Consider the following 24,923-nt stretch of genomic DNA (forward strand, 5'->3'; position numbering starts at 1 on the left):
GGCATCGTCAATCTTTCGCTTATACCCTTATTACTTGAAACCACAGCGTTATTGGCTGTAACTCCAAGCATTTTGGGTATAGCAGTGTACCGGATCGAAGAAAAACCGAGAAGTACTGTGAAAAAAACAGCATATGTGTTGAGCTAGAAAAAAGGTTTTTAGCCGTGGGTGCTGTCAGTTTGTGACACGAGTTGTAATTAAAGTGTAAATATATTGATAAAACCCCACGTGTAGACTACAACCAATATATACCCACAAACAGGTCAGACCTCTTACTACCTTGGAGCTTCTTATGATGGTTCTCAGTATCGTTGTTTTACTCGCACTTATTGGTGTGGTGTTTTATCACCGAGTAAACTTGGTATTCAGTAGTGCCATTCTGCTGGTTTACACGGCAGCCTTGGGGGCTATTGGCCTGTGGAGCTATTGGATGTTGCTGCCGTTCTTGCTCCTCCTGCTACCGCTGAATATCACTTCATTGCGCCGTTCGCTATTTTCTGCACCGGCTTTAGGCGCCTTTCGCCAAGTCATGCCCCCAATGTCCACCACGGAAAAAGAAGCAATCGATGCCGGAACCACTTGGTGGGAAGGTGATCTATTCCGTGGCCAACCAGACTGGAACAAGCTGCACAACTACCCTCAACCCAAGTTGACGGATGAAGAGCAGGCATTTATTGATGGCCCGGTAGAAGAAGCCTGCCGCATGGCGAATGACTTCCAGATTACGCACGAACTGGCCGATTTGCCGCCAGAATTGTGGGCTTATCTGAAAGAACACCGCTTCTTCGCGATGATCATCAAGAAAGAGTATGGCGGTTTGGAATTTTCCCCCTATGCACAAGCTCGTGTGTTGCAAAAGCTGGCGGGTGTCTCCGGTATTCTAGCTATCACCGTTGGCGTCCCTAACTCCCTCGGCCCAGGCGAATTGCTGCAACACTATGGTACTGAAGAACAGAAAAATCACTACCTGCCGGGCTTGGCGCGCGGCGACGAAATCCCTTGTTTTGCACTGACCAGCCCTGAGGCTGGCTCCGATGCCGGGGCCATTCCAGATATCGGCACCGTCTGCATGGGCGAATGGCAGGGCCAACAAGTACTGGGCATGCGCCTGACCTGGAACAAGCGCTACATCACTCTGGCCCCCATTGCCACCGTACTCGGCCTGGCATTCAAGCTGCATGACCCGGATCATCTGCTGAGCGATAACGCCTCTCCCGGCATTACCTGCGCCCTGATCCCAACCAATACGCCCGGGGTAGAAATCGGTAACCGCCATTTCCCGCTCAACGTACCGTTCCAGAATGGCCCTACCTGCGGCAACGACGTGTTCGTGCCCATTGATTACATCATCGGCGGGCCAAAAATGGCAGGCCAGGGCTGGCGTATGCTGGTTGAGTGCCTGTCTGTCGGGCGTGGAATCACTCTGCCTTCCAACTCTACTGGCAGCCTGAAGTCCATTGCAATGGCAACCGGTGCCTACGCCCACATCCGCCGTCAGTTCAAAATCTCTATCGGTAAGATGGAAGGGATCGAAGAACCGCTGGCGCGCATTGCCGGTAACACCTATGTGATGGACGCCGCCGCTTCGCTGATTACCTATGCGCTAATGCAGGGCGAAAAACCGGCGGTACTGTCAGCCATCGTTAAATACCACTGCACCCACCGTGGTCAGCAAGCCATTATTGATGCGATGGATATCACCGGGGGTAAAGGCATTATGCTGGGCGAGTCTAACTTCTTGGCTCGTGCCTACCAAGGGGCGCCTATCGCCATTACCGTGGAAGGGGCCAATATTCTGACCCGGACCATGATGATCTTCGGCCAGGGGGCAATCCGCTGCCATCCTTACGTCTTGGCTGAAATGGCGGCAGCACAAAATAACGATTTACCTGCGTTCGATAAAGCGCTGTTCGGCCATTTAGGCCACGTCGGCAGCAATAAAATACGCAGCCTGTGGCTTGGCCTGACCAACGGCCGCACCAGTAGCAGCCCGACCAAAGATGCAACCCGCCGCTACTATCAGCAACTGAACCGTCTAAGCGCCAACCTGGCTCTACTGTCTGACGTTTCCATGGGCGTGCTAGGTGGCAGCCTGAAACGCCGTGAACGTATCTCTGCCCGCTTAGGGGATGTACTCAGCCAGATGTATCTGGCCTCAGCGGCACTGAAACGCTATGAAGATGAAGGCCGCCACCAAGAAGATTTGCCATTGGTTCATTGGGGCGTGCAAGACAGCCTGAATCAGGCAGAACAAGCGCTGGATGATTTATTGCGTAATTTCCCGAATCGCTTTATCGCCGGTGCCATGCGTTTGGTGATTTTCCCGCTTGGCCGCGTGCAGCATGCGCCTTCAGACCGTCTTGACCACCAACTGGCACAGATCATTCAGCAACCTTCTGCTACCCGCAGCCGCATAGGCCGTGGTCAGTATCTGACACCCAGTGAGCATAACCCGATTGGCTTGCTGGAGGCCGCACTGGCCGACGTGATGGCTGCCGAACCTATCCATCAGCGCCTTTCTAAACAAGCGGGTAAAGAGCTGCCGTTTACAAGGTTGGATCGCCTGGCACAGCGTGCGTTGGATGAAGGCAAAATCAATGCCGATGAGGCGAAGATCCTGGTGAAAGCCGAGGAAAGCCGCTTACGTTCGATCAACGTTGATGACTTTGCCCCTGAAGCTCTGGCGGCGCAGAAACCGGAGAAGCCGGTAAAGAAAGAAAAGCGCCAACAGCAAACTGAGGCGGCATAACATTTAGTTATTGTTGATCCCAAAGGGGCGATATTCATCGCCCCTTTTTCTTGATGCTTCAACCCTGTTGACGGATACGCACCAGCAAGGCATCAATGTGTTCAATCTGTGCAGCATTGACGATCAACATCCTGCCCAGGCTAAGCGCACTGCGCTGGCATTCGGCACGCATCTCAGGATCGCTGATCCCCTCCAGATCGGCCACATGTGCCAACCCGATAGTGCGGCGGACCAGTTCAGTTCCCGCATACCCTACTGCATCCTGCCACACATGCTGTAAGAACTGCTCGGCATAACCCGGCACTGCCAGTGCCGCATCGCGAGTGTGTTGATGACAAAGCATTAAGAAACGATCGGCAAAGATCAGCCACAGTTCACGTATGTCCTGTAAGCGTTGTTCACGCCCAGCGGCGGCCTCGCGCAGGCCAACCAACCCCGGTAAACCACAATAATTCAGCAGCAGGTTGCCCAACGCCGTGCCGATATCAAACCCAATCGGCCCATAGAAACCAAACTCGGCATCAATGGCTTTCAGTTTTCCTTCTGCAACAAAAATCGAACCGCTGTGAATATCCCCGTGCAGCAGCGCCTCGGCCTTGCTCAGAAAATGGTGCTTTAACTCGGCAACCGCCAATTTCAGCGCAGCATCAGTACGCAGTTCCCTGACCTGCGGCAGTAACGCCTCGTCAAAATGATTACGTTCATGGTCAATGTAAGGATCGGTGAAAAATAAATCTTCGGTGATCTGACACAGTTCCGGGTTGGCAAAACGGCTGACTTCCGCTTTTTTCTCCTGCGCCGCCTGGTAAAAATCAGAGGTATGAAACAGCGTTTTTGCCAGATATTCCGCCAGTTGCCCAGCAGCCAACGGATAATAACGCCCTTTCACCAGTTCACTGCGCCAGATATGGTGGTCGGAAAGATCTTCCTGCACCATCACCGCCAATTCAGAGTCGTGATGCAACACCTGCACCGTATGACGTGGGCATAAAGCACCATGAACCAGCAGGGTTTCCGCTTCAATGCGCGCCCGATCCAGCGTCAATGGCCAAGATTCCCCGACACAACGCACATACGGCAACGCCTGCTTGACGATCACCCGGCTCACACCGGCACGATCGCGAACCTTAAACACCAGATTCAGATTACCGTCACCAATCTCATCAGCACTGACCAATTCCTGTGGCTCGGCCAGTTGCCCGTGCTGGCGCGCATATTCCACAGCATCAGCCGCAGTAAACGTACGATATCTTGACATCCCAACCCCTTTGTTCTTCCCAGCCCATAGCGATGATTTTTATTTTTTAGACGCAAAAGTATTTAGACGTCTATACATCTGGAAGTCATGTTGGCAGAATAGCGCTATAGATGCAATAACATCGCAACAAGGATTTAACCACCCATGCAAGCGCTTAACACCACCAGTTTGGCCCTGAAGGAAAACCGGCTTTGGACCCTTGATCAACAGGCTCTGCCACAGGAAAAACGCTGGCTGCCTTGTGACAGCGTTGATGAATTGGTAGGGCATATCCGCGCGCTGCGAGTACGTGGTGCCCCGCTGATCGGCCTTTCCGCCAGTTTATTACTGGCCTTGTTAGCAGAACGTGGCTTACCGCCTGCCGAACTGGAACAGGCATTGTTCACCCTGCGCGCTGCGCGCCCAACGGCGGTTAACCTGATGAACAATCTGGATCGTATGAAACAGGCATTGGCCCAGCCGGATTGGGTCACCGCCATGGGCGAAGAAGCGCTGCGTTTGGTGGCGGAAGATAAGGCACTCTGCGAGCGCATCGCTGATAACGGGGTGGAGCTGGTGATACCGAGTAGCCGTTTGTTGACCCATTGCAATACTGGTGGGCTGGCAACAGCCGGAGTGGGTACAGCCATAGGTGTACTGCTACGCGCCCATCAGCAAGACAAGATTACCCAGGTTTGGGTGGATGAAACCCGTCCGTTATTGCAGGGTGGCCGCCTCACCGCCTGGGAATTGGGCGAGCTCGGGATTCCTTACCAACTGATTTGTGATTCCATGGCCGCCAGCCTGATGGCCGCAGGCCAAGTCGATGCAGTCTGGGTTGGAGCCGATCGCATCGCCGCCAATGGCGACGTAGCCAATAAGATTGGTACTTACAGCCTGGCAGTATTGGCGTATTACCATCGCATTCCGTTTTACGTCGCAGCACCGCACACCACTCACGATCCACACTGCCCGAACGGTGTGGCTATCCCCATTGAGCAACGCGCAGCAGAAGAAGTGACCGGCGTGGCAGGCAGTTTCGGCTCCTGCCAATGGGCTCCTGCTGACGCCCCGGTTTATAACCCGGCATTTGACGTAACGCCTGCGGCGTTAATCAGCGGTTGGGTATTGGATAGCGGCGTAATCACACCAGAACAGGTTGCTGATGGGATTTTCCAGCGGGTATTAGGTTAATCCCGCACACCTTTCACTGCCGTAGTGACTCTGAATAGCCTCAATAGGTTACTGATATCAGAACCTATTGAGGCTAGCGTGGCTAAACGGCAAACATCATCACACCAACACTCGTTTGCCAGCCTAACCACGGTTCGAATAGCTGAATTCTTTTACCAACGTAAGCTCACCCGGATTGCGCATCGGAACAATCACGGTTTCCTGTTTTTCATTGGTAGTGCCTTCTTCGGTCACAATGGTGAGCTGTGCCGTTGTCAGAATTTCCTCCCCTCTGCCGCCATAATAGTTAACGTAAACCAGATAATGGCCGCTTTCCGGAGCCGGTGAAGAGAAAATTTCAGGGCCGTAACCGGTGGTCACATCAACATCCAGCGCCCCTCCATTGGCTAATTGCCGGCCACCATACCAAGCATGGCCACCATCGGGAGTCACAACATGCAGATCAAGATCGGTATTATCCGTATCCCATGAAAGCACTAACCGTAAACGCGCCGGAACTGCCCCATTGCCTCTTTGCGCATAAAACTGGGTACGGTGCGCAGCTGCCCGATCGGGGCTGCGTACTTCCACACCGTTGCTACCTTGCGGAAAGATATATGGGCGGTTAAAACTGCCGTCATCCTGAATTTTCAGCGGCATACTGACGCCATTAACAATCAGACGCCCCGGCTCCTGTTTAGCTTTGCTATCCGGCTTAGGGAAACCTTTAATCTGCCCGCTGATCAGTGCCTGCGCCGCCTGAGTAGCAGGCGTATTGACCGATGAAGCCGGGTAGTTAACTTGCTGGGAAAAATCAGCCCCTTCGCCAGACGTGCCATGCCATCCGGCAAGCGGTGTATCAATTTCAACGCGCTGTTCTGCCAACACCGGCGTGGTCACCGCCGCCAACAATAACGAACCTATGCTACATAACCAACGAATCATCATAGCGTTATCCTGAAACACATGGAGTCCTTTCGTAAAACCCTGGCAGCCATACCCTATTCCAGCAAAAGTTGGCGAGCAAGCTGCTCAACAAACTCTTCATCCTGCCCATTAGGGTGGGCCGCAAAAGCCAAATGTAAATATTCATGAACCAAATCCAAGCGGTCTTGCAGCGAGTAAAGATCCCGCACATAGATACGGCCGTACATGCGATCAACATGAGGTTTACCAGCAAGCAAACGGCACACGGTAAACTGCCCCAAGGATGCATAACCCGGCTGATCGTTAAGCGTTTCCCGCCAGCGCTTCTGTTGAGTTGCCAACCAGGCCTCTGCCTCTGGCAGCGCCTGACACGAAATCTCCGGCCTATCCCAGCGCCCCAGATTAGCGCGCGGGTAAGCATGTGCCAAAATCGCATCATAGCGCATCCCCTGTTGCGCCTGAGACACCGCCTGTTGCCAGGATAAACGGTTATTACCGGCCCGATCGAGATGGTAGGTCACCGCTGCCCCAGCCAGCACTAAGTCAGTGCTCCAGGCCGCAATCTCACGCGCCGCAGCCGTGGCAGGCTCTGGGGCCACACGCTGGCTGGCACTACTGTCGCTGATCGTCAGGCATTCCCCCGCACGCGTTGCGTTTTGCAGCAGGTAAGTACGGATCGCCACAGCCAAGGCTTTCGCCGCTTCAACAGGTTGAGCTGCTGCTTCACGTTGCAGCACCCTGGCCACATATTCCTCCCGTTCAAGCCGGGCTGTCAGGGTCAGTTGACCGGAGTCCGCACGTAGAAAAAGCTCGCCCTGGCTTTCGATAACCTGGTAATTCCCATTACTGAACTCAACCTGATAGCGGCCCCGTAATCTCCCTGGTTTAATCGGCGTTTGCTCACCGCTGCGGCGCACAGCAACTATCGGGTAACGGTCAAACATTTTCACCACGACACATCCCAGAGGGTCCACCGCTTGCCCCTGTGGCAGCACCTGGTTCAGCACGTTGGCATAATTATGCAGCACCGTTTTACTGGTGCCTGAGCCTTGCCCCCATAGCGGCGTACCGTCCATCAACCAGCCCGCAAATCCCCCCTGGCGTTGTTCGGGCTCATGCTCCGCCCGCCAACTCCAGGTTTTTATCCGCAATCGGCTACCCAGTTCCCCCACCAGCTTGCCATCCACCGGTAACAGCACATCCAACAACACATTACGAGCCTGCTGTTGCCCCGGCAGCGTGGCTAAAACACTCAACAATTCGGCAACCGGCACCCGTTGCCCCGGTTGCAACTGGGCCAAATCCTGCAACCAGTTTGGGCTTTGTTGCCTTTGCCAATAACTGGCCCACTGCTGAGGGTCCAATTGCAGGCGCTGCGGGCTGAAATAGAGGCTGCACGACTGCACCAGTGCCCGATCGCGGGTAATTTTTTTACCCACCTCACAGCAGTAAACCTCTTCCTGTGGCTGGCTGCCATTGCAGAGGTAATCCGGCTCCTGCTGCTGTGTATCCACCAGATAGGCATACACCAACAGCTTCCAGATACTTCCCAACGGCGTGGTCAGCGCGGCCGGCAACGGCTGCTGAGCCAGCAACTGGCTCTGGCTCAAGGTGAGCAAGCGGTTTTCTTGGCCTTGCTGCAATGCCAACTGCAATTTTGGTGCTGCACCATAGGCAATCGCAGGCAGCATCAGCAGCACCCACCAGCGCCACATCTATTTCACCGTCACCGTCTTCAAGCCACTGCCGTTTTCCGTTGTCGCTTCTTGTGGCGCATACATCCGCGAATAACGTATCGGCGGCAGTTGGAACTCCCCTTTTTGTGAGAAACGCACCAGATGCCGGTAAACCTTGCTTTCGACCAGTTCATCAACCGGCACAATGTAGGAGAGTTGGCCCATTTCGTTGTGCGCTTTTTCCAACGGCACGCCATTCTTGTCACTCAGCCCAGACACCGTGATGCCCCAGGTGGTACGTTCAACGTCTGCGCCCGGCGGTAACGGCACTTCAAGCAACATATAACGCTGTGGCGTACCGCTCTTGTTGGTTAGCGTGACTTCATCCAGATAGAGCACATCGCTGGACAAAGCTTCATCGGCGGCTACGGGTTGTACCGCAAACTCAAAGGCTTTATCACCGGGCACCAGCTTCAGCAAGCGGTGGTTGATAGCAACTTGCAGCGGTTTTTTGGCCGAATCAATACCCGCGCTGGCTCGTGGCAGACTGAAATGAATCGATGCATCGATCGGCTGCGCCAGATCATTGGGGAGCTCCAGCGGTAGCACTTGCCCTTTGCCTGACCATTGCCAATAACGCTCACCAAGAGTTCCCTGCACCGGTAACCAATCAGCTCCCGGATTGAATTCAACAGGTTGTACGGAAGTACCCAGCGACGGGTACAACCAGGTTAAAGCCAGTGCCCGCTCCGGGCCTGGCTGCGATGATATTAATTGCGGCAGCAACCAGGCAACTTGCGCGCTATCTGCCCCAGTGGTGCGCCAGATTGCTGCATAGGCAAACGGATGTTGGCTATAGGCAATAAATTGCTGACTCTGTTTTAATGCCTGCAACTCGGCTTCTTTCAGCCGATAACCCGGCGTTTGCTGCAACAGCGAATAGGTCAGCACCCGCGCCACCGCCAACCCCAGTTTAGAATTAGGGGCTGCCATCACCAGGCTGTCGGTTTCCCCCAGCGCGCTCCCCTCAACGGCAGTAGCATTTGGCAGTGACTCCGCCAAACCCTGTAACAGGCTAGTGACCGGCAGGTGCATCTCTTGTGCAAATGACAACAACAGAGCGCGGTGCAGCACAGGCATCTCATCTGCCTGTTGTGCATAAACGTCCAGCAAGCGCTGCCAATGTTCTGCCGGTAAGGCTACGCCCAGAGCTTGGCTGGCGTACCAGTCCGCATAATAGGCATAGGCGGTCAGGAAAGCATCAGGTTCGCCTTCATCTCCCCACCAGGTGAATTTCGCTCCCGCCCCCGCCATCTGCATCAGGCGTTGGCGGTTATTCTGCATGATCTGCCGCAGGGTATTGCTACGCGGCGTATCCTCTTTTGCCAACATGTTGTATGCCAGGCTCAGCGGCAGCAACCGGCTGGCGGTATTGATCACGCCGCCAAAAGGTTCATTGAGCAGATCGTCCAGGCTACTGCGGAATACCGATTGCGCATCACCATTGATGCGTAGACGGATATCCTGAGCTGCGGCGGGCAGATTCAGATTATTGCTGCCGCCATGTAGCCGAACTTCCTGCTGCTGTGGCACCGAACCGCTGTTTTCCACCACTTTCAGGTCAACACTCAGGCTATCCAACACTTCGCCGTTGCTCACCACCTCGGAGATCCAGCGGCCAGAATGCATCGCCTCCACTGGTTGGCTAACGTAGTTTACCCCTTCATGCAAGGTGACTGATTGGGTCAGGGTTTGCTCGCCATAACGTGTTCGCAATTCCACCGACACCGCTTGCTTGCTCTGGCTAAAGATAAACAACCCAGGCTGTGGACGATCGCCCTGGCGGAACTGCGTTGCCCCACTCCATTTCAGGTAGAGCGGTTTTTCTGAGCGGGTAAAGCCCTGTTTCTGCCCCACCTGCCCCTGTGGATTTTGCGCCCGCACGGTAATCCGCCAGCGAGTCAGCGAATCCGGCATGCGGAAGCTGAAACTCGCCTTGCCATTGGCATCGGTCACCAAATCCGGCTGCCAGGCCGCCGTATCCACGTCTTCACGCCGTGGGCGCTCCAGCACTTTGACGCTGCGATCGCTACGGTTGGCCCGCCCTGGTGCCGAGGGAGAACCCGGTAATGCCAGATCATAGGCAATAAACGACAGGCTGGCGCTGGTGCGCACATTATTACGCCGTGGATGGTAAAAGAACTGTTCGATCGTTGGAGCAGTATCCGGCTGTAAGGCATAAATCATCTCATCAACCACGCTAACGGTAAGATGAGCCACCACCGGTTTAGCCGCAAACTGCGTGTCCAGCGCCACGTTCACCACATCACCTGGCTGATAAACCGCTTTATCCGTTTTGATAGCGATATCGATGCTCGGCATCGCTACCTTAATGCCCGCATTCTGGAAGCTGTATTGCCCGCCTTTGCTGTACAACACAGAAAACGTCAGATTGGGCGCGAAATTCCCCTGTACGGCGATCTGGGCAACATACTGGGTATCGCTCAAACGCTGCATTTTGATCCACTCGGCCCCGCTGGCGAGCAACGCGATTTTCTCTACTTTGTCGCGTTCAAGCGTCAGCAAAGCGTGGTCAACGGGTTCAGGGAAAGTGATCAGCGCCTGGGCCACTTCGCCCACTTGATATTGCCCTTTATCCATCACGATCTCGACGCTGCCGGGCACGGCTTTTCCCCCTTGCCCACTGACCGCATGGCTGGTGGCACCCAGGATCATGCCTTGCTCACTGCGCAGGGTAACCGTATAGATTCCCGGTTTTTGGAACGTAATGGTGAAGGGTTGATCCGGCGCCTGTAATGGAGCCGTGGTCAGTTCACGGTCTTCCAGACGCAACCACTCATAGGTCGCCGGAGCCGCACCGCTGCCTTGCACATTACGGTAGCTGAACACCACTTCCTCACCCGCTTGGCTAAAACGCTTTGGCGCACTGACTTCATAGCGAGCTGCACCGCGCTCAACCAGGATCTCGCGGGTGGTTTTAACCCGATAGGCTGCCCCGTCGCTGGCAAAAATACTCAGCAGATAGCGGCTCGGTTTATCTACGGCGGGCAGTTCCAGTTTGGCACGGCCCTTATCATCCGTGATCAGTTCTGCCGTTTTCAACTCAACCGGGAATTTGCCCTGATATTGCAGGTCATTACTCACCATGGAAAGTTGTTGGCTGTACAGACTCAGTTCCAAACGCGCATTGGCAACCGGTTTGCCGTCGGGATAAATCAGCACGATATCGCCCGTCACTGGCTCATTGGTACGAAAATCACTTTTCGCCATCGCCAACGAGATTTCGAAATGCGGCTTGAGGTAGCTGGCAACGCGGAACGAGCTGCTATAAACCTGATTATTGTAATGGGTACGGAGTTCATATCCCCCCGCGACCGCATTCTCCGGCAGTTGGAAACGCCCCTGAGCGCCCGATTTACCATCAATAGACAAGTTTAGGGTCTGCAATACCGAACCATTGGCATCCAACACGGTTAAAGTCAAAGGAGCAGGTTTGATCGCCACGGAATCCAACGCATTCTTGAATTCACGCCCCAGCAGTTTAACCTCAACCCAATCTCCAGGGCGGTAAAGTGGGCGGTCGGTAAAAGCATACAGTTTGGTGTCGTAAATCTCGCTGTCGTAATAGAAGTTTTCCGAAACAAACACTCCACCTTCGTTGTCTTCACCCAGCAGATAAGAGCGTTCTGGGGCAATATGGCGCAGGTTCAACAGACCATTGTTATCCGTCTGGCCACTGTTCATGACGCCCAGCCCATCGCTCCACAGGATTTTACTGCCGCCGACGGCCTTGCCGTCATGGCGGTTGGCAGTCCAAATCAGCAGTTCGTTGCCCGAGATTTTGCTTAACGCGACGGTATTGGTCACAAACACCACCGTGGTAGCCCGATAGCTGCCAATCAAGGCTTCCACCAGATACAAACCCGGTTTCAGTTTACCCAACGGGATATAGACATTGCCCGGCAACGGCTCAATAAAGCCGCTGGACGAACCCTCCATTTTTACCTGCTCCGGTGGTTGGATCGGCTTTGCGTCCCACAACGGGTAACGGAACTGGCTAATCAGCGGCAGGTTTTTCAAGGGGGCAAACTGAGGTTGAACCACAAACTGGGTCGGCGCAGCCAAAACCTCGCCGATTTTCAGTTCCGGCAATACGCTGGTCACTTCCTGGCGAGTATCAAAAGAAAAAGTGCGTTGCATCACGCGGCGCGATTTGCCGTACCAGTTATCCCAAAGATATGCCAGGGTGTTGGATAAACCTTCACCCTGGTATTGCCCTTCCAGCATGATGCGGTGCAAATTTTTCTGCTTTTTCAGGAATTCCAGCGGTTGATCGATACGATACAAGCGGATATCCACCCCACCGTACTGCTCTGCTTCAAAACGCCGGTAGTCACGCCCCGGGGCTTCCAGGCGCACTTTGGCTATTTCGTCACTGGCAAAGCTGCTGTCAGAAAGCAGGAAAAAGGATTGTTTGGGAACCGAATAATCACTTGCTGGTAGGTTATCTGCGGCCTGAATATGGGCCAATGGGAAGAACAGCACCACACCCAGCAGAAATTTTCGGCATAAGCCTAAAAATATATTCATCGTGACAGGAAACCCAAGCGATAAATGCCAATGAAGTTGGGGTTCGATTCGTCGGGTATCCATCGGGTATCCTTCCATTTCATCAATTGCTGCATGCTCACCGCACGCATTCCGTTATCCGTTGGTGTGACCGTTCCGGTGTGATAGGCGATATAACGCCCCATCCAGATCATCAGATGCTGTTCATCACCTTGGTCAAAAAATAATAAATCACCAGGCTGGGCCTGCTGCAAATTGCGGCCCAGCAATTGGCTATTAAATTGAATCAGCTTGATGGCATCTACATAGGGCCCCTGTTTGCCAGCACCTTGCTGCCAGCGCTGGGCAAATTGGCGCTGCTGTGGGCTGATAGCCAACTCAGGAGGCAGGTAACGGTTGGATAAACCATTCGCCCGCAGCCACTTACTGTCATGGATTTTCAGTGATTCGTTGGCGGCAAAACGCACCAACCCGGCACAATCCTGTTGATACCAACGCGCACTGGGCCCCTGGTTCAACTGCTCTTCGGCAATGCGCACAAACCAGGCACGAAATACGCTGGATTGTTCGGGGCTTAATGGCGGAACCTCGCTGGTAGCCTGTAGCGCCCCATGAAAAAACCACAGCACGCCCAGCAGAAATAACGCGCGTAATCTTACCATTGCTGCCGTCATAGCCCCTGCCATTGCAGCGGTAACCACTGCCAAGATTCTTTCACCTCAGTATTGGCAGGCAAAACCAAGGCATAACTCTGTTGCCCGGCTAACGCCGTCAATTTAGGTAACAGGAGGGTCTGGGCCGCATTATGGAAGATCGGTTCCAGATTTTTGGGCAGGCTGGCAAACACTTCCTGCTTAAATAACCCGGATAAGGCTTCCGGTGCCATATAAACCGGCACCACTGCCTGTGGTGGCAACACATCCGCCAGCGGTGGGAAATGCTTATCCAACGTCTGTAAGGCTTTGTTCACCAGCTTGTCGTCCAAAGAGAACAGTAATGTCTGGTGGCTGCGTGCCAGGCTGACACGGAAGAACTGGCTACCCGCCAGGCTTTCCGGCGAGTTGGATTCATTAAGAGGATACTGGCCGTAACGGGAACTGACTTCGCGTTGCCACACCTGGGCCTGATTCTTGGTGCTGGCTACTACAGGAACCGGTTGCTTTTCTCTAGCGCCGATCACCGTATCAAACAGTGCCGCAAGCCTTTTATCGCTCTGTTCATCCGCAGCCGTTGCCAACTGGCTGACCACCAATGGGGTATAAAGGTGTGAATCAGGGTACCAGCACAAGCCACTGCTCCCGCTCATTGCCAACGATGCATTGCTCTCTGCGCGATCGCTGATGGCATCGATACGTTGCAATAGATACTCAGGTACATTCTGCGCAACCGGCACTGCCACGCAAAAACTGGCCCCCATCGGCATGGTTTTCCATATTGCGCTGAAATCAAAATTGGCATTTCCCGCCGCTGACGGATCGTTCAGCGCCAGGTAGCTCGCCCATCCTTGCGGCTGCATCTCAAAGCGAACGCCAGCAAAAGCCAGGATAAAGCGTTGATAACCAAACCCCAGATAATTGGCGCTGACCGAAATACGGTGAGCCGTTTTATCTGCCCCAGCCACGGCATTACGCGCTTTCAGGCCAAAACTTTCCGGCCAAGGCGCATCCCCGCTCAATAGGGCACGGGTTACCTGTGAAGAATCCTGCGAAGGAGCATCCTGTTCATACAGCATGTCGATATCGGAAAACAGCAACAGATTGTCGCCATGGCTGGCAAACAGCAGGGGTTTATTATTGCCGTAACGCAGTTGGTAAACCGAAACCGTTTCTTCCCCAATCTTGAAAGGGGCGAAATCCATCCGGGCAAGCTGGGTATCAGCTGCCGCGACCTTGGCTAACGGTTCCAGCAAACGCGCCAAGCCGCTCAGTTTGATCACCGCCATAAAATGGCTCAGCCTGCCACGTTCATCATGCCAAAGCGCAATATCAGCCGGTTGATCGATGAGCATTTCCAGCAGATTGTCACGCAGCGTTAACTCATGCTCGTAGACAATTCGCCGCAGGCTCCCGGCAATCCCCAGACGATCGGCATTGTTCTGGTAATAGAAAACCAAGTCTTCAGTCAACGTATCACGCAGGAATGGAATCGCCAGCAGATCCTTCGGTAAGCGCCCCAAAGATTCGCTTTCGATCAAGACATCAGGGTGATGCAGATCAATCTGCAAATTATTGTGCCAGACCAATTCTTGCGGGGGAGAGGATTGCTGAGGTGCGAGCAAGAAGTGCTGAATACCCCATGCCGCAGCAGAAATTATCAGAATAACGCCAACAACCCAAAATCCATATTTACTGCGACTCGGTCTTGCCGCAGAGGTAACATTCTTGTTATCAACAGTCATTATTGCCGTTCCACACCTGGCATTAAAATCCAACGCAACGCTTGAACAACGCTGCGCCAAGCAATTAAGTCATACTATGATGATTACGAATACGGAAGAACCTCAAACACCATCAACAGCGCCCCTTGAGAAACGTGTTTCTAAAGGCCATGCTCAGCTTACTTCTTGCAGGATTTGAGATCTGTTGTTAGAGGCAACCAGCCAAAAATAACCAGTTGCCATGATTTGAACAGGGAAGAGGGCAAAAATCAATCTAATCTTGGATAGGCATCAGCTATCTGGTCACCGGTAAACTGTGCGACCCAACCTTGCGGATTGTCGAAAACGCGAATCGCGGTAAAGTTCGGTGCAGACCCCATATCGAACCAGTGCCGAGTATTGGCCGGTACAGAAAGCAAGTCGTTCCTCTCGCACAGAATCTGGAAAATTTTGCCCTCCAGATGCAGGCAGAACAGCCCTCTCCCTTCAACAAAGAAACGCACCTCATCTTCACCATGAGTATGCTCGGCAAGAAACTTTTCACGCAGCGCCTCACGCTGTGCATTGTCCGGGCGCATGCTGATCACATCCCAGCTCTGATAACCCTTTTCTGCCACCAGCCGATCAATTTCATGCTGATAAGCGGCTATTACCGCTTCTGGCTGCGGATGATCGCCCAATTCACAATCCGCCTGCCAACGTTCAAAGCGCACGCCAATCTGTGCCAGTTGCTGCTGGATGGCTTGCGCATCATGGCTCTGCCATAACGCCTGCTGTGGTTCTTTATCACTGAAAATGGTTAATCCGCTCATGAGACAAACTCCCTCAAATTGATGTGATCAAAACGCTTAACCTGCCGATGCTGGCTTAAAGCATCAGCCCCATCGCGAAGCAGTTGGCAGGTGTGCCAGCCAGCGGCGCGTGCTGCGTCTAATTCCTGATGGATATCGGAAAGGAACAACAGTTCAGCCGGTTTAAGCGCGATTTCACGGGCAATATTCTGGTAGGAGCCGATTTCCCGTTTGGCACCTACATGGGTATCAAAATAACCACTGAACAGTGGCTGCAAGTCGCCCGCTTCACTGTAACCAAACAGCAGTTTTTGTGCCTCCACCGAGCCAGAAGAGTAAACGTACAATTTCACCCCCTGCTGCTGCCACGTTGCCAGTTGTCCAGCCACTTCCGGGTAGAGATGGCCGCGAAAATCACCATGCTGATAGCCACTGCGCCAAATCATCCCCTGCAACGCTTTAAGCGCGGTTGATTTGCGATCTTCATCCATAAAACGGTAAAGCGCGGCGGTAAGTTGCGCATAATCCGCCTCTGGCTGGGCAATTTCTACGCGCAAAGCCGCCAGCGAGGCGGCCACTTCGGCATCGTCAGCATGATGGCGGATAAAATCTGCCATGCGCTCACGGGCATAAGGAAACAACACTTGATGCACAAAACGGATATCGCTGGTGGTGCCTTCAATATCAGTGACAATCGCGCGGATCATGGCGCCTCCAATAAACGGCGTTGCAGCTCACATTGAAACAGGAATTCCAATCCTTCAAGATGGCGGCGTGCTTCTGCCACCTGTTGCCCCCAACAATACAACCCATGCCCACGCACCAGAAAACCGTACTGCAATGGCGTGGTTTCCGCATAAGCCGCAACACGGCCTGCCAGCGCGGCAATATCCTGATCGTTTTCAAAAATCGGTATCATTACGCTGCTCACATGGCTGCGCTGCCCATGGAGAGACTTCTGCATTTCGTACCCTTGCAGCACCAGCGCTTCACTCTTCTCCACCCGTGAAAGCACGGTAGCATTCACCGAATGGGTATGCAGTATCGCCGTAACCTGGGGATAGAGACGGTAAATCAAGGTATGCAAACCGGTTTCCGCCGAGGGAATACGGCCACTCGGCACATGATTACTGGCGGTATCCACCAGTAAAAAATCCTGTGCGGTCAGGCTGCCTTTATCTCTACCCGATTCAGTCACCAGACATTGTTCATGATTAAAGCGCAGTGACATATTGCCACCGGTCGCTGGGCACCAGCCTTGTTCACCAATCCAGTGGCAGGCTGCCAGCAATGCCGGTAACTGTGGATGTTCCATCGTTGATTTTCCTCCCTTTGTTTTACCAACGGCAACGTGAAATCAATAGAGTAGAAACTTATCGACTTAAGAGTTATAGCCATCTAAACGTCTTGATTGCCAAAGGTTAACACCGTGTTATAGTGTTGGCAACCTAAGCGCCTGGAGTATTAGCCTGAGATGAACAGCCCAGCACCCATTCCTGAAAGTAAGTTACCCACCCTTGGCACCACCATTTTCACTCAGATGAGCGCCCTGGCACAGCAGCATCAGGCTATCAATCTCTCACAAGGGTTTCCGGATTTTGATGGCCCGGGCTATCTGAAAGAACGCCTGAATTGGCACGTCAGCCAAGGGGCCAACCAATATGCACCAATGACCGGTATCGCCCCGCTGCGGCAAGCCATTGCTGAAAAAACCGCGCAACTCTATGGCTGGCAACCCGATGCCGAAAGCGAAGTCACCATAACGGCCGGTGCCACAGAAGCGCTGTTCGCCGCAATCAGTGCGTTGGTGCGCCCTGGTGACGAAGTGATTTGCTTTGATCCCAGTTACGACAGCTATGCTCCAGCGGTGCAGCTTTCTGGGGGTGAACTGAAACGTATTACCCTGCAACCACCGGCCTTCAAGGTAGATTGGCAACGGTTTGCCAAATTGCTTTCGGCACGCACCCGGTTGGTCATTCTCAATACGCCACACAACCCTTTAGCCACCGCCTGGCATGCAGAAGATATGCAGCAGCTGTGGGCCGCGATTGCCGAGCATGAAATCTACGTTTTAAGCGATGAAGTTTACGAACACATCTGTTTTGCCAAAGGTGGCCATGCCAGCGTGTTGGCACATCCGCAACTGCGCCAACGGGCGATCGCGGTTTCCTCCTTTGGTAAAACTTTCCATATGACCGGTTGGAAGGTGGGTTACTGTGTCGCCTCTGCCGCACTGAGTGCTGAAGTACGCAAGGTTCACCAGTATCTGACCTTCTCCGTCAACACTCCGGCGCAGTTGGCGCTGGCCGATATGCTGCGGGCTAACCCCACACATTGGCAGCAACTCCCCGCATTCTATCTTGCTAAACGCGATCGCTTTGTGCAGGCTTTGGCAAACAGCAGGCTGAAAATCCTGCCGTGCGCTGGAACCTATTTTTTATTGGCAGATTACAGTGCCATTTCCGATCTGGATGATGTGGCTTTCTGCCGTTGGTTAACCGAGCACGCGGGCGTGGCGGCGATCCCGCTTTCCGTCTTTTGTGCTGAACCTTTCCCTCATAAATTGATCCGGTTGTGCTTCGCTAAACAGGATGCCACGCTGGATGCCGCTGCGGAGCGATTATGTCAACTCTGAAAATTACCTTGTTGCAGCAACCGCTGGTCTGGCGTGATGGCAAAGCCAATCTGCGCCAGTTCGATGAAGTGCTCTCACCGATTACCGGCCGTGACCTGATCGTATTACCGGAAATGTTTACCACGGGTTTCGCCATGGATGCCGGTGAAACTGCCCTGCCGGAGCAGCAAGTGATCGACTGGCTGCACAGTTGGGCGGTAAAAACTAATGCCCTGATTGGTGGCAGTGTGGCTCTCAGAACCACCAAAGGTGCAGTTAATCGCTTTCTGCTGGTGGAGCCCGGTGGCCGTGTGCATTTTTATGACAAACGCCATCTATTCCGCATGGCAGGCGAGCACTTGCATTATCAGGCGGGCACTCGGCGCGAAATCTTTGAGTGGCGCGGGTGGCGCATTCTGCCACAAATCTGCTACGACCTGCGGTTCCCGGTTTGGTCACGCTATCAACAGGATTATGATCTGGCACTGTATGTTGCCAACTGGCCTGCACCCCGCAGCCTGCACTGGCAAACGCTGCTGGCCGCAAGGGCAATTGAAAATCAGGTCTATGTGGCAGGTTGCAACCGCGTGGGTGAAGATGGCAACGGCTTGAACTACAGCGGTGATAGCCTGATCATTAGCCCGCAGGGCGAGATTCTGGCACAGGCCGAGCCGGGGCTGGCCACCCGCCTGGATGCGGAGCTTTCACTGGAGAATCTGCAAACCTATCGCCAGACTTTCCCTGCCTGGCGCGATGCCGATAGCTTCTTGCGCAACGAGTGATAATAACGGGGTGCAGCAGCGGCTGCGCCCTTTTACCTCCCCAGCGCAATCACCCCAAACATGGTGTATCAGCGGTGTTGCCAACTGAGCACGGTATGGCAATAGGCTTGGATCGCCAATGCCACATCAGATAACGTAACGCACTCATCCGGGTGATGGCTGATACCCCGTTCGCAGCGTACAAACAGCATCCCTACCGGCCAGCGAGCAGCGATCGCTATCGCATCGTGCCCTGCTCCACTCGGCAATGCCATGCTGTTCCCCTGAACCTGCATCACACCGTTATGCCAGCGTTGCTGGAGATCCTCGTCGCAAACGATGGCATCAATCCGGTAGAACTCTTCACTGTTGAAAACCACCCCTCGTCGCGCACCAATGCGCTGCGCCAACGCCAGTAAACGCGCCAGTAACGCGGCCAATGGGGCATCTTGCGGCCCACGCACATCAAGCGACAATTTGACCTGACCTGGGATCACATTAACTGCTCCTGGCAGGCTTTCGATACACCCGACGGTTGCCACCAGATGTTGGCCGCTTCTTGTGGTAAGCCTTTCCACAGCCATCATCCACTCTGCGGCAGCGACCAGTGCATCCTGGCGTTGCCCCATCGGCACCGTGCCCGCATGGCCAGCACGCCCGGTAAAAGTGCAGTGCAGGCGGCGTGCCCCGTTAATCGCCGTTACCACCCCTAAAGCCAGATTAGCCGCTTCCAGGCATGGCCCTTGCTCAATATGCAGTTCCAGATACGCACAGATCTCACTCTGGGCACGCTGCGCATCCTCAACCTTTTCGGGGTCCAGCCCTGCATCACGCATGGCCTGTGCCACGCTGATCCCCTCAGCATCGGTGCATTCCAGCCAACCAGCAGACCATTGACCAGTTACCCCTTTGCTGCCGAGCAACGTTATGCCAAAGCGCGTTCCTTCTTCATCGGCAAAGCCGATGACTTCAAGCGCCACCGGCAGGCGCTGATTGCTGTGATACAAATGCGCCACGACTTCCAGCGCAGTCAGCACCCCGAGCATGCCATCGTAACGCCCGGCATTGCGCACCGTATCCAGATGAGAGCCAAGCAACAAGGCCGGAGCCCCCGCTACTTGGCCTTCGTAACGCCCGCAAATATTGCCCACGCTGTCTTGCCAGACCACCATGCCGCTCAAACGCATCCACTCCCCCACCAGCTGATTGGCTCGCAGATGTTCTGGTGAAAGGTAGACCCGCGTTAGCTGATCAGGCGTGCTGCTGATCGCAGCCAACGCATCACAACGGGCCATCACCCTGATCGCCGCCTGCTCCGCCTCCTGAGCAGTCAACAACACCATCTTCAACAACTCCCGGCGGTGTATACATTCCATGCCGCCTGTAATGCTTCCCCCTGCCGGCTGGCAAATCCCAGGCGATTCAACACCGCCTCCAGCGCCGCCAAAGTTTGTAATACACAGTCTTTACGAGCGTTATACCCCATAGTACCAATCCGCCAGATCTTGCCTTGCAGCGGGCCAAATGAAGTACCGATCTCAATGGCAAAATCATTCAGCAGCATCTGGCGCACCTGCTCACCTTGCACCCCCGGTGGGATTATCACGCCCAAGACGTTGTTCATCCGGTGACTCTGATCGCCAAACACTTCCAGCCCTAAGCCCTGAATCCCTGCTAACATCGCCGCACCGTGCAATTGATGGCGAGCGACACTGCACTCCAGCCCTTCCTCCAGAATCACGCGCGCACATTCGCGTGCGGCAAACAGCATACTGGTGGCTTCCGTATGGTGATTCAAGCGCTCAGGGCCCCAGTAATCCATGATCATGCCGAGATCGAAATAATTGGAGTAAATCATCTCGTCATCACCGTCTACGTGATCGGCAGTACGAATCCCTTGCTCAACGCACTGGCGGCGGCGCACAACTTCTACAAACTGTGGGCTGAGCGTAATTGGCGCACTGCCGGACGGGCCAGCAAGGCATTTCTGCAACCCAGCCGAAACCGCATCTAACCCCCAGGCATCGGTTGCCAACGCATTCCCGCCAAGAGAAGCCGTCGCATCGGTATAGAACAACACACCGTGGCGGCGGCAAATATCACCCAGTTCCGCCAGCGGTTGTAACATGGTGGTGGAGGTATCACCTTGCACCGTCAGTAGCAGCCGCGGCCTGACTTTTTTAATCGCATCTTCAATTTGATCCGCGCTGAATACTTGCCCCCAAGGCACCTCAATAGTGTGTACTTCAGCGCGGCAACGGCGGGCAATTTCGCACAACAGGTGACCGAAACGGCCAAACACCGGCACCAGCACTTTATCGCCAGGGCGGATGGCCGACACCAACACGGCTTCAATGCCAGAACGGGAAGTGCCATCCACCAGCAGAGTCCAGTGGTTTTTGGTACGAAACAACGCACGGTACAGTTCCATTACCTGATTCATGTAGTTTGTCATTACCGGATCATACTGGCCGAGCAACTGGCTCGACATAGCACGCAGCACGCGTGGATCGGCATTGATCGGGCCTGGCCCCATCAGCAGACGATACGGGGGGTTAATCTGATCGAATTTGCTACTCTCTGACATACCACCTCCTTAGATAATTAAGTACGCCGTCATCACTTAGCGTTACGTATAACATTTTTTGACGTATACAGATTACCCTCAACGATGAAGTTGTGAAACAAAAGATTCTTTAATTTAACAATTGAAACCAATGGGTCAGATTTCTCAGTAGGAAAGGAATGGGGTTTAGCAAATAACCTTAGGTGAATGGCTTTGCTATCATGCTATACGGCGGGAAAGGTGATATATCGCCAAAAGGGTTTTGCACCACTAAGGTGCAATGATACTCTAAACGTGATTGCGCCCTGAGCTCTGAATTCAGCGCTGCTCCAGCTCTTCCAGCTCGCTATACAGCTCTGCAATCTGATGGATACGTTGCCGACCTTGCGCCAGCATTTGGTGCAACAGAGCGTTACTCAGCAGATTCGCCAAGCTCATGGCACTGGAGTAACAGTCAAAAGCCGAAACACTGTCAAGTGGTGCAGCCAAGTGCCAATGCACCAGCGGGATCAAGGCCTGCACCTGGGGTTCGCATATTAATAATGTCGGCACCTGCTGAGCCTGTAATTGCCGCAGTATCGCTCGCAGTTGGCGTGGGCGGCGGCGAAATGCCACCACGATCGCCATATCCTGCGCATCCAGATCCACCAATTCCTCAGCGACTGTCTGACCTGGCTGCGGGAGCAGCGTCACCCGCTCACGCACCTGCATCAATTGCTGACGCAGGTGCATTGCTACCGGATAACTATTGCGCATTCCCAACAGCATCACCCGCCGTGCCTGTACTAAAGATGTAATCACCGCATTAAACTGGGCAGCATCAATCTGTTTCACACAAGCGGTCAGATTGGCCATTTCCTGCTTGTAATGACGTGCCAGCAAAGTATTGCCTTGCACCACATCGCGGTTATCGGCCAACGGCATACCGCTTTGGCGCAGGGTACGCAGTTCATCACGCATCGCACGATAGTTAGGGTAGCCCAGATGTTTGAACAGGCGGCTGACCGTAGCTTTAGAAACCCCGCTCAGGCGTGCTAGCTCCGCGCTGTTATAGCTCATCAGGTCGTCAAAATGATCGAAGATAAAATCGGCAACTCGCTGCTCCTGAGGAGCCAGTTGCGGATACAGGCTACGCAGGCGCTCATCGATCTGTTTCATTGTCATTCCTGATATTGCCAATAATTGCAAAATAGAGGGGAATTGTAACTTTTGTTGCAACGGCATACAGCATAGCATCAGAAAAAGCCAACAGCATACAAATCTGAGGTACCTTCGGTAAAATGGACCACCCAATAATAAGCGCTGGTTAGAGCACGCCGCAGGCGATTAACACCAATACGCCATAAAGTTCACCGTGGAACGATCCAGAGAACATTCACCAATCAAGTAACGGCGCAGTGTTTTAACCGTTGAAGACTCTGCCGCCACCCAGGCATAAAAAGTTTTAGCCCCCTCCGCCCGCTCCCACAGCAAATCGCCCGCCAAACTGTTTTCCGCCAGCGATTGCTCTGCCGCACGCGCCGATATGGGGATCTTAACCCGCTGACGCACGGCTTCAACCAACAGTTCGCCATGGTTCTGCTGATGCCCGCCAGCACGTGGCAACCAGTGAACCTCAGCAAAAGGAAATTGAGCCATGCAAAGACAATCTTCAGCCAGCGGCACTTCAAAAAATGCCTGAACACGGGGAGGATTGGCCGATTGTGCCAGTTGCTCCAAAATGCCTAGCGCTGCTGGCAACGCGGTTTCATCAGCAATCAACAATGCCTGCTGCACCTGCGCAGGTGGCGCCCATTCATAACCGCCGCTGTCACCGTCAAAATCAGCATTGGGTGCTACCGCCTGCAATGCATCCCCCGGCAACGCATGAATTGCCCAAGCAGAGGCCGGGCCGTTAACACCGTGTAATACAAACTCCACGTCCATTTCTTGCTCAGCACAGCGCAATGCCCGCAGCGTATAGGTACGCATCACTGGCCGCTGTTCTTTCGCGACCGCCATATAATCACGATACCAATCATCACTGTTCTCAAGCTGAGAGATTTGCCCTTGTGCAGAGGGGAACAGCAGTTTGATGCGCTGATCAGGGGCTTCCAACTTCATACGGTTCAATTCCGGGCCGCTGAATACGCAACGCAGTAGTGAAGGTGAAATATTTTCTTTATATTTCAAAATAATATTAAAAATCCGATAGCTTGCGGACATATCAGTGACTCTCCCGCGCCATGTCTGTCATCCAATGCTGGTTTTTCCTCTAAACGGCCTAAACTCAACATAATAAGTTTGAAGGAGAATGATTACCAATTGCAATGGTTTTTAGGATGATTTCTGACGCAGTGATAGCCGGTACAGCCATAATGACGAACCGGAAGCATCGTGAGCTAATGCTGGTAGTGGCAGTGTTAAAATCAGGCGATATGCAGGCTTCCCCATCGCAGGCTGAAAACACCAAAACGAAAACCCCAAGCTTATAAAAGCTTGGGGTCTGAATGATTGGCGGAACGGACGGGGCTCGAACCCGCGACCCCCTGCGTGACAGGCAGGTATTCTAACCAACTGAACTACCGCTCCGCGCCTCGCTCCCCTTGCAGGGAACGAGGCGAATATTACGGTTGTGCTTCCATTCCGTCAATGCCTTTTTCTTATAAAAAGAGCCGTTTGCACAGTTTTTCTACGAACACGACAGCATAATAATCGGTTCATTGCATTTTTATACCAGAAGCAGCGCTATTCAGCGCGCCAGAGGCAACTGCCGCCCTTTTTGGCAACCAAATCCAAGCGTTCTTCATGGGCTTTCATTTCTTCATTATTAGCGTAAACCACTTTCATGGTCGTGGCCGGGCGCATAATACGTTGAATATCCTGCGTTGAGTCTGTTTGTTGAGTATCCCCTTCCATTTGAAAAGCCATTGATGTCTGGCCACCGGTCATCGCCAGATAGACTTCAGCCAGGATCTCGGCATCGAGCAACGCACCGTGCAGTGTTCGTTTGCTGTTGTCTATTTCATAACGCCCACACAGCGCATCAAGGTTGTTACGTTTGCCAGGGAACAAACGGCGCGCCATTAACAGGCTGTCGGTGATGGTACAGAAAGTTTCCGTCTTGGGGATGCCCTGCTGCAACATACGGAATTCGTGATCCATAAAGCCAATATCAAACGCCGCGTTATGAATGACTAATTCACCGCCACGAATGAAATCAAGAAACTCATTGGCAATCTGATCAAAGGTTGGCTTATCTGCCAGAAATTCATCACTGATACCATGCACGCCGTAAGCCTCAGGATCGACCAGCCGATCCGGCTTCACATAGACGTGATAATGGCGCCCGGTTAACCGGCGATTGATCACCTCTACGGCTCCGATCTCAATGATGCGGTGGCCTTCGTAGTGAACCCCTAACTTGTTCATACCGGTGGTTTCGGTATCAAGAACGATCTGTCTGGTTGGTGTAGAGATCAT

Annotated in this window: 17 protein-coding genes, 1 tRNA gene and 1 pseudogene; 4 read left to right on the forward strand and 15 right to left on the reverse strand. The window is 53.6% G+C overall.

Annotated features, from left to right (window positions below):
• The first annotated feature begins 292 nt into the window (after positions 1 to 292).
• Entirely contained in the window at positions 293 to 2,749 is a 2,457-nt protein-coding gene (gene fadE / locus Z042_RS22265; RefSeq protein WP_024913777.1) for an acyl-CoA dehydrogenase FadE, read from the forward strand.
• A gap of 58 nt (positions 2,750 to 2,807) precedes the next feature.
• Here fadE and mtnK read toward each other — a convergent pair whose 3' ends face one another.
• On the reverse strand, positions 2,808 to 4,007 hold the full coding sequence (gene mtnK, locus Z042_RS22270; RefSeq protein ID WP_024913776.1) for an S-methyl-5-thioribose kinase: 1,200 nt from the start codon (positions 4,005 to 4,007) through the stop codon (positions 2,808 to 2,810).
• Between the two features lie 144 nt (positions 4,008 to 4,151).
• Between mtnK and mtnA the strand changes: the two genes are divergently transcribed.
• On the forward strand, positions 4,152 to 5,180 hold the full coding sequence (gene mtnA, locus Z042_RS22275; protein WP_024913775.1) for an S-methyl-5-thioribose-1-phosphate isomerase: 1,029 nt from the start codon (positions 4,152 to 4,154) through the stop codon (positions 5,178 to 5,180).
• Positions 5,181 to 5,303: 123 nt separating this feature from the next.
• Here mtnA and Z042_RS22280 read toward each other — a convergent pair whose 3' ends face one another.
• The 8 genes and pseudogenes from Z042_RS22280 to Z042_RS22315 all read right to left on the reverse strand — a co-directional run bounded on the left by Z042_RS22280 (position 5,304) and on the right by Z042_RS22315 (position 16,835).
• Positions 5,304 to 6,107: a YfaP family protein gene (locus Z042_RS22280; RefSeq protein ID WP_051506729.1), complete on the reverse strand. Its 804-nt coding sequence runs from the start codon at positions 6,105 to 6,107 to the stop codon at positions 5,304 to 5,306.
• Between the two features lie 53 nt (positions 6,108 to 6,160).
• Entirely contained in the window at positions 6,161 to 7,801 is a 1,641-nt protein-coding gene (locus tag Z042_RS26410) for a DUF2300 domain-containing protein (protein ID WP_024913773.1), read from the reverse strand.
• Complete coding sequence (locus tag Z042_RS22290) at positions 7,802 to 12,436, reverse strand: MG2 domain-containing protein (RefSeq protein WP_156030385.1); 4,635 nt, start codon at positions 12,434 to 12,436, stop codon at positions 7,802 to 7,804. It lies immediately after the preceding gene.
• Positions 12,370 to 12,989 (reverse strand): annotated as a pseudogene (locus Z042_RS22295) (DUF1175 domain-containing protein); the annotation flags it as partial. The pseudogene Z042_RS22295 and the gene Z042_RS22290, both read right to left, overlap by 67 nt.
• Before the next feature lie 33 nt (positions 12,990 to 13,022).
• On the reverse strand, positions 13,023 to 14,750 hold the full coding sequence (locus Z042_RS22300; RefSeq protein WP_024913770.1) for a DUF2138 domain-containing protein: 1,728 nt from the start codon (positions 14,748 to 14,750) through the stop codon (positions 13,023 to 13,025).
• Positions 14,751 to 14,998: 248 nt separating this feature from the next.
• Positions 14,999 to 15,541 carry a 1,2-dihydroxy-3-keto-5-methylthiopentene dioxygenase gene (locus tag Z042_RS22305; RefSeq protein ID WP_024913769.1) on the reverse strand — a complete coding sequence of 181 codons (543 nt, stop codon included), beginning with the start codon at positions 15,539 to 15,541 and terminating at the stop codon, positions 14,999 to 15,001.
• A complete protein-coding gene (mtnC, locus tag Z042_RS22310) occupies positions 15,538 to 16,227 on the reverse strand; it encodes an acireductone synthase (RefSeq protein ID WP_024913768.1) in 690 nt (229 codons plus the stop codon). Before mtnC ends, Z042_RS22305 begins: the two co-directional genes overlap by 4 nt.
• A complete protein-coding gene (locus Z042_RS22315; protein WP_024913767.1) occupies positions 16,224 to 16,835 on the reverse strand; it encodes a methylthioribulose 1-phosphate dehydratase in 612 nt (203 codons plus the stop codon). Before Z042_RS22315 ends, mtnC begins: the two co-directional genes overlap by 4 nt.
• Before the next feature lie 159 nt (positions 16,836 to 16,994).
• On the opposite strand from Z042_RS22315, the gene Z042_RS22320 reads away from it, so the two are divergent.
• Together Z042_RS22320 and Z042_RS22325 are read left to right on the forward strand one after the other, a co-directional pair.
• Entirely contained in the window at positions 16,995 to 18,155 is a 1,161-nt protein-coding gene (locus Z042_RS22320; protein WP_024913766.1) for a pyridoxal phosphate-dependent aminotransferase, read from the forward strand.
• Positions 18,143 to 18,916, forward strand: coding sequence for an amidohydrolase (locus Z042_RS22325; RefSeq protein ID WP_024913765.1), 774 nt, complete (start codon positions 18,143 to 18,145; stop codon positions 18,914 to 18,916). Before Z042_RS22320 ends, Z042_RS22325 begins: the two co-directional genes overlap by 13 nt.
• 68 nt (positions 18,917 to 18,984) lie before the next feature.
• Here Z042_RS22325 and hpxK read toward each other — a convergent pair whose 3' ends face one another.
• From hpxK to dnaQ, 6 genes are all read right to left on the reverse strand, one after another.
• Positions 18,985 to 20,238: an allantoate amidohydrolase gene (hpxK, locus tag Z042_RS22330; protein WP_037407163.1), complete on the reverse strand. Its 1,254-nt coding sequence runs from the start codon at positions 20,236 to 20,238 to the stop codon at positions 18,985 to 18,987.
• A 2-nt stretch (positions 20,239 to 20,240) separates the two neighbouring features.
• Positions 20,241 to 21,482 (reverse strand): pyridoxal-phosphate-dependent aminotransferase family protein, encoded by a 1,242-nt coding sequence (locus Z042_RS22335; protein ID WP_024913763.1) that lies wholly within the window; start codon positions 21,480 to 21,482, stop codon positions 20,241 to 20,243.
• A 297-nt stretch (positions 21,483 to 21,779) separates the two neighbouring features.
• Positions 21,780 to 22,619: a MurR/RpiR family transcriptional regulator gene (locus tag Z042_RS22340; protein ID WP_024913762.1), complete on the reverse strand. Its 840-nt coding sequence runs from the start codon at positions 22,617 to 22,619 to the stop codon at positions 21,780 to 21,782.
• Positions 22,620 to 22,787: 168 nt separating this feature from the next.
• Positions 22,788 to 23,666: a siderophore-interacting protein gene (locus Z042_RS22345; RefSeq protein WP_024913761.1), complete on the reverse strand. Its 879-nt coding sequence runs from the start codon at positions 23,664 to 23,666 to the stop codon at positions 22,788 to 22,790.
• 289 nt (positions 23,667 to 23,955) lie between these two features.
• Positions 23,956 to 24,032: transfer RNA gene (locus Z042_RS22350), tRNA-Asp, on the reverse strand.
• Positions 24,033 to 24,188: 156 nt separating this feature from the next.
• A complete protein-coding gene (gene dnaQ, locus Z042_RS22355) occupies positions 24,189 to 24,923 on the reverse strand; it encodes a DNA polymerase III subunit epsilon (protein ID WP_024913760.1) in 735 nt (244 codons plus the stop codon).

It is taken from the genome of Chania multitudinisentens RB-25, assembly GCF_000520015.2.
GTDB lineage: Bacteria > Pseudomonadota > Gammaproteobacteria > Enterobacterales > Enterobacteriaceae > Chania > Chania multitudinisentens.

What these genes read in the sequence shown, in the direction of transcription:
- fadE (WP_024913777.1), top strand. Translation starts at nt 293, where the DNA reads ATGATGGTTCTCAGTATCGTTGTTTTACTCGCACTTATTGGTGTGGTG.
- mtnK (WP_024913776.1), bottom strand. Translation starts at nt 4,007, where the DNA reads ATGTCAAGATATCGTACGTTTACTGCGGCTGATGCTGTGGAATATGCG.
- mtnA (WP_024913775.1), top strand. Translation starts at nt 4,152, where the DNA reads ATGCAAGCGCTTAACACCACCAGTTTGGCCCTGAAGGAAAACCGGCTT.
- Z042_RS22280 (WP_051506729.1), bottom strand. Translation starts at nt 6,107, where the DNA reads ATGATGATTCGTTGGTTATGTAGCATAGGTTCGTTATTGTTGGCGGCG.
- Z042_RS26410 (WP_024913773.1), bottom strand. Translation starts at nt 7,801, where the DNA reads ATGTGGCGCTGGTGGGTGCTGCTGATGCTGCCTGCGATTGCCTATGGT.
- Z042_RS22290 (WP_156030385.1), bottom strand. Translation starts at nt 12,436, where the DNA reads ATGGATACCCGACGAATCGAACCCCAACTTCATTGGCATTTATCGCTT.
- Z042_RS22300 (WP_024913770.1), bottom strand. Translation starts at nt 14,750, where the DNA reads ATGACTGTTGATAACAAGAATGTTACCTCTGCGGCAAGACCGAGTCGC.
- Z042_RS22305 (WP_024913769.1), bottom strand. Translation starts at nt 15,541, where the DNA reads ATGAGCGGATTAACCATTTTCAGTGATAAAGAACCACAGCAGGCGTTA.
- mtnC (WP_024913768.1), bottom strand. Translation starts at nt 16,227, where the DNA reads ATGATCCGCGCGATTGTCACTGATATTGAAGGCACCACCAGCGATATC.
- Z042_RS22315 (WP_024913767.1), bottom strand. Translation starts at nt 16,835, where the DNA reads ATGGAACATCCACAGTTACCGGCATTGCTGGCAGCCTGCCACTGGATT.
- Z042_RS22320 (WP_024913766.1), top strand. Translation starts at nt 16,995, where the DNA reads ATGAACAGCCCAGCACCCATTCCTGAAAGTAAGTTACCCACCCTTGGC.
- Z042_RS22325 (WP_024913765.1), top strand. Translation starts at nt 18,143, where the DNA reads ATGTCAACTCTGAAAATTACCTTGTTGCAGCAACCGCTGGTCTGGCGT.
- hpxK (WP_037407163.1), bottom strand. Translation starts at nt 20,238, where the DNA reads ATGGTGTTGTTGACTGCTCAGGAGGCGGAGCAGGCGGCGATCAGGGTG.
- Z042_RS22335 (WP_024913763.1), bottom strand. Translation starts at nt 21,482, where the DNA reads ATGTCAGAGAGTAGCAAATTCGATCAGATTAACCCCCCGTATCGTCTG.
- Z042_RS22340 (WP_024913762.1), bottom strand. Translation starts at nt 22,619, where the DNA reads ATGAAACAGATCGATGAGCGCCTGCGTAGCCTGTATCCGCAACTGGCT.
- Z042_RS22345 (WP_024913761.1), bottom strand. Translation starts at nt 23,666, where the DNA reads ATGTCCGCAAGCTATCGGATTTTTAATATTATTTTGAAATATAAAGAA.
- dnaQ (WP_024913760.1), bottom strand. Translation starts at nt 24,923, where the DNA reads ATGATCTCTACACCAACCAGACAGATCGTTCTTGATACCGAAACCACC.